1 protein-coding gene is annotated in these 393 nt (G+C 48.3%); it reads right to left on the reverse strand.

Annotated features, from left to right (window positions below):
• Nucleotides 1-119: 119 nt before the first annotated feature.
• The coding region (locus tag D7Y15_RS43915) for an IS1 family transposase (RefSeq protein WP_233605345.1) at nucleotides 120-393 on the reverse strand (274 nt) is incomplete at its 5' end.

Consider the following 393-nt stretch of genomic DNA (forward strand, 5'->3'; position numbering starts at 1 on the left):
TTTTAAATATTGTTTTTATTGGCATTGCTAGAATATTGGTTATCTTTTGCTGAATGGCTTCAGGCTTACTGAGTGGGTTTTTCAGAGACGGGCATAGAGAAATGGGTAATGATTCCAACTTACTGATAGGGTTTTATGGTCAGATAATGCCCGATGACTTTGTCATGCAGCTCCACCGATTTTGAGAACGACAGCGACTTCCGTCCCAGCCGTGCCAGGTGCTGCCTCAGATTCAGGTTATACCGCTCAATTCGCTGCGTATGTCGCTTGCTGATTACGTGCAGCTTTCCCTTCAGGCGGGATTCATACAGCGGCCAGCCATCCGTCATCCATATCACCACGTCAAAGGGTGACAGCAGGCTCATAAGACGCCCCAGCGTCGCCATAGTGCGT

The organism is Corallococcus sp. AB030 (assembly GCF_003668965.1).
In the GTDB taxonomy this organism is placed as follows: domain Bacteria; phylum Myxococcota; class Myxococcia; order Myxococcales; family Myxococcaceae; genus Corallococcus; species Corallococcus exiguus.